Consider the following 4,361-nt stretch of genomic DNA (forward strand, 5'->3'; position numbering starts at 1 on the left):
CTTGCCGAGGGCCTCGTCGGAGAATTCGGCCCCGGTGCAACGCTCCAGATCGCGGATGACGCGTTCGTAGCCCTCCTTGGTGAATTGCTGGCCGTAGGCGGGCTTGCGGTTTTGCGGGTAGGTCATCGGGATGTACGGGACGCCGTCCACCCCGTGCTGCCAGTTCTGCGTGAGCGCCTTGAGGGTGTCGCACAGGGTGGGGATGATGACGGCGGACATTCCCTCGTACTTCTTCATGAGCGCGAGGTCGAGGACCGTCTGCACGATCCCGCAATAGAAGGTGGGGAAATACGTGCGGGCGCGCGTGACCTTCGCGTCGGCGCCCCACATGCCGAAGGGCGCCATGCCCATCGCATGGACCAGCTCTTCGGGCGTGAACTCGGGGACGCAGCCCACCACTTTCTTCCCCGAATCGAGGAAACCCTGGAATTGACCGCGCGGGTCGTTGGCGATCCTCGCAAATTCCTCGGCTAGCTCTTCGAATCTCGACATGATTAGAATCCCATCTCTTCCATGACTTCGGCCAGGCCCTGCACGCGAGTCTCGTACTGGGCCTCGGAGAAATTGCGCGGGTCGGCCTGGTCGCCGTCGAACGAGGCCAGGGGAATGGAGCACTCGGCGCACACCTGGCGCGAGGCCTCGGACATGAATCCCGACCACAGCTTGCACGAGCGGTTCGTGTGCACCAGCATTCCCTGGACGTTCTGGCTCTTGACCAGCTCGATGCGCTGGTCGCGGGCCTTTTCGAGGTTCACCGAGTTGGGCACCGAGCAGTAGGCGCGGATGAGCCCGTCGAAGTCCTCATACAGCATGCCGAAGGCGACGGCGTAGATCGTCGCCACGGTGTTCATCCCCAGATCGCGCAGGGCCGTGTTCGTGACCCTCAGGTGGGGCCAGCAGGCGATGCCCTCGAACATGATCCGGTGCTTTTCTTCGCCGCGGAACGTCGTCTTGCCTTCGGCGACCGCGGCCTCGATCTCCTCGCACAGGGTTTCGAAGGCCTCTGCCGCCTCCACTTTTCCGCGTGCGCACACGGCGACGGCCATGTGGTTCATGAGGTCGAAGCCGTTGTAGGGGGCCGGGGTGTGCTTGAGCAGGCTGGCGGCCTTGAGCCAGGCGCGCGACGTGCGGTTGGAGATTGCCATGACCTCGGCGAAGCGCTCTTCCGACCAAGTTTTCCCGGTGATCTCTTCCAGTTGGCGGATCGCGTCCATGAACTGCCCCTTGACGTACTCGATCTGGGCAGGCGAGACGTCGTAGTCGGGGTTGAACGGGACGTCGATCATGATCATCGGTATGTGGAGCATCTTGGCGAGCTCCTCGTACCACTTCGTCATGGTGTTGCAGATGTTGTTGCAGCACAGCATGAAGTCCGGCATGGGGATGGGCTGTTCTTCGGCTTTGCCGGTCATGGCGACGCCCAGGTTGACGCGGGCGTACGCGCACAGATCGTTCGAATAGCCCGCCGCCTCAGCGATGTTGCACATGCGTTCACCGCCGCCCCGGGCCGCCGTGGCGGCCGCGTGGTTCTCGGGGTAGCAGACCTTCACGCCGAGCGTCTCGAAAATCTCCTGCGGGAAGTTCGAGGCGCACCAGCCGACTTTCTCACCCCGCTCCTTCGCCTCCAAAGCCGACTTGTAATGCTCGGCGACGATCGCGTTGAGCTTGTACTTCGCCGAATTCGGGTCGAGCTTCTTGCGCGGGCGGGCCGGCGCCTGCTCTGGCGCCTTGGCTTGCGCCTGGCCCGGCGCCTGCGCGGAGGCATGATCGGGCGCTTGGCCCGCCGCCTCAGCTGGCTGCTGCGCCGTCGTTGTTTGTTGTGCCATCGCACTTCTCCTTACAAACGAATGATTCCGTGTTCCGTCTCCCACGCGTACAGAGCGGCGCCGAGCGCCCCCATGTATTGCGCGTTGGGAGGGCAGACGATCTGAAGTCCCAGTTCCTTTTCCAGTGCGTCGCGCACGCCGCCGTTCTTGGCGACGCCGCCGCTCATGCACAGGGTGGGCGTGATCCCTACGCGCATGACGAGCGAGGCGAAGCGGGTTGCCACCGATTGGCAGATTCCGGCGACGACGTCTTCCCGCTTCTCGCCCGAGGCCAACTGGGAGATGACCTCGGACTCGGAGAAAACGGTGCAGGTCGAGGAGATCTTCGAGGGCTTGGCCGCCTTGAAGTACTCGCCTTCGAGCTGGGCGACGTCGAGCTGGAGAATCCTCGCCATGACGTCGAGAAAGCGGCCGGTGCCGGCTGCGCATTTGTCGTTCATCTGGAAGTTGGTCATGATCCCGGACTCGGTGATGGACATGACCTTGGCGTCTTGCCCGCCGATGTCGATGAGCGTTCGCGCTTCGGGCACTTGGGAGAAGACGCCCTTGACGTGGCACGAGAGCTCGGAGACCTTCCTGTCCGAATCGGGGAAGATCTTCCGCCCGTAGCCGGTGGCCACCGTCTTGGAAATGTCTTCGCGCCGCACGCCGACCTGTTCGAGGACCTCGGCGACGGCTTTGGTCGAGCCCTCGGTGCCGATTCCCTCGGTCACCAGGGACATGCCGAGAACGGCCCGGTCGTCGTCGATGACGACGCATTTCGAAGTGGTCGAGCCGACGTCGACGCCCAAATAGCTCTTGCTCATGCTTCCTCTCATTCCCTGCGTGCCGGCGCTCACTCGCTCCACACGTAGAGGGAGCCGTCGGCGAGCATTTTGTCGATGCGCTCCTGCGAGTAGCCGTGCTGGCGCAGAATCTCGGGGCCGTCCTCGCCGGGGAAGCGCCCGCGGGTGTAGACGGGCTTGCCCTGCTCGGCGAAGCGGACGGGCTGGTGGACCAGGGTGCGCGTGTTGCCGTTCTCGTATTCGAAGGCGGTGAAGCAGTCGTTGTCCCAGGCCTGCGGGTCGTCGAGGATGTCGGTGAGCGACTGCGCCAGGGAGAAGGGGATGTCCGCCTCCACCAGCGGCGCGCGCCATTCGTCGACCGTCTTGGTCATGAACGTTTCGGAGATGAGCTTGTGCAGCTTGGGCCCCAGGCCGTTCGCCTGCAGGTTCTGGATGGGGAAGTAGCGTTCGTCGTCGGCGAGCTCGGGGTGGCCGATCGTGGCGATGAAGACCTTGAAGTACTGGTTGTAATTAGGCATGCAGGTCTGGATGTAGCGCCCTTCCTTCGTGGGCCACGAGGACAGCAGCGGGTTGTCGTAGTCGCTGGAGTCGATGGGGAATGCCTTGCCGATGTCCTTGTATTGCGCCGCCTGAATGGCCATGCCGAGGTTGAAGACGGCGGTTTCGAAGAGCGAGGACTCGACCTTCTCGCCCTGCCCGGTCTCCCGCGCATGGTAGAGCGCCGCGAGGATGCCGGCGGCCAGGTTCATTCCGACGTTGTGGTCGCCGGTTCCCGGGACGACGTTCATGGGCAGGCCGCTCTTTTGACGAAGCGTCTCCAGGTAGCCGCCGCGGGCGAAGAAGGCGGTGAAGTCGAATCCGGGCAGGTCCTTGTCCGGTCCTTTCTCGCCGTATCCCGTGCAGATCGCGTAGACGAGCTTGGGGAAGCGCTTTTTCAGGCTCTCGTAGTCGAGGCCCTGGCGCTCGAGCGGGCCCTGGCGCCAGTTTGTGATGAGGACGTCGGCGTCTTCGAGCAGCGCGAAGAGGGCCTCGCGCCCCTCCTCCGATTTCGTATTGATGGAGATGTTGAGCTTGTTCGCGTTCTCCAGCTCCCACGTGGTGTTCTCGTGCCAATCGAGGGGTCGGCCTTCCGAGGGGGCCGTGAACCGCAGGGGGTCGCCCTTGGCGGACTCGACCTTGATGACCGTCGCGCCCTGGTCGGCCAGGAAACGGCCGGCCGTGGCGGCCGCGATGAAGTTCGCCAGTTCGATGACTTTGACGCCTTCGAGCAGCTTCTTTGACATTCCGAGGTCTCCTTTCGGATCCGCGCGCGGACGCGTTGCCAGTGAGCGTCTGCCGACGCCGTCCGTGCGGTGGACGGCGGCGTGACGCCCCGCGCGGCTCCTTCCTGATTTAGTTTGTATGCGTATGGAAGTTTTTAGGGCGTCGGATCGCCCGGCGGACGGCTTGTGCCTTCCGCCGGAGGGCTCTGCCAGACGTGTGCGGCTCGTCGCTGAGCACGCGCGGCTGCGTTGCCGGTGATCCTCCATTCCGCTGCGTCCGTCCCGGCCGACCGCGCCAGATTGGCTGTGCTCGCCCCGGTGAATCGCCCGTCTTTGGCCGAATGCCGTGGAATAGTCCCTGCGTGATCACGCTAACATCGAGGCCGGGGAAGCCCCGTAACCTTTGGTCCCAATTCGGACCGAATCGGTCCGCTAAGGGGGCGTGCGGTTGGAGTTATTTGGCGACATTTCGCCGAAAACCATAAACG

At 63.9% G+C, this 4,361-nt stretch carries 4 protein-coding genes; all 4 read right to left on the reverse strand.

Annotated elements, in window-relative coordinates; translation table 11 throughout:
• Positions 1–492: 2-hydroxyacyl-CoA dehydratase (locus ACO48X_RS04550; protein WP_485000950.1), on the reverse strand; the 492-nt coding region annotated here is incomplete at its 3' end.
• A gap of 2 nt (positions 493–494) precedes the next feature.
• Positions 495–1,826, reverse strand: a complete 1,332-nt coding sequence (locus ACO48X_RS04555) for a 2-hydroxyacyl-CoA dehydratase subunit D (RefSeq protein WP_485000951.1) — start codon at positions 1,824–1,826, stop codon at positions 495–497.
• Between the two features lie 11 nt (positions 1,827–1,837).
• Positions 1,838–2,632 (reverse strand): acyl-CoA dehydratase activase, encoded by a 795-nt coding sequence (locus ACO48X_RS04560; RefSeq protein ID WP_485000952.1) that lies wholly within the window; start codon positions 2,630–2,632, stop codon positions 1,838–1,840.
• A gap of 29 nt (positions 2,633–2,661) precedes the next feature.
• Positions 2,662–3,894: a CaiB/BaiF CoA transferase family protein gene (locus ACO48X_RS04565; protein ID WP_485000953.1), complete on the reverse strand. Its 1,233-nt coding sequence runs from the start codon at positions 3,892–3,894 to the stop codon at positions 2,662–2,664.
• Positions 3,895–4,361 lie beyond the last annotated feature (467 nt).

The organism is Peptidiphaga sp., from assembly GCF_057238965.1.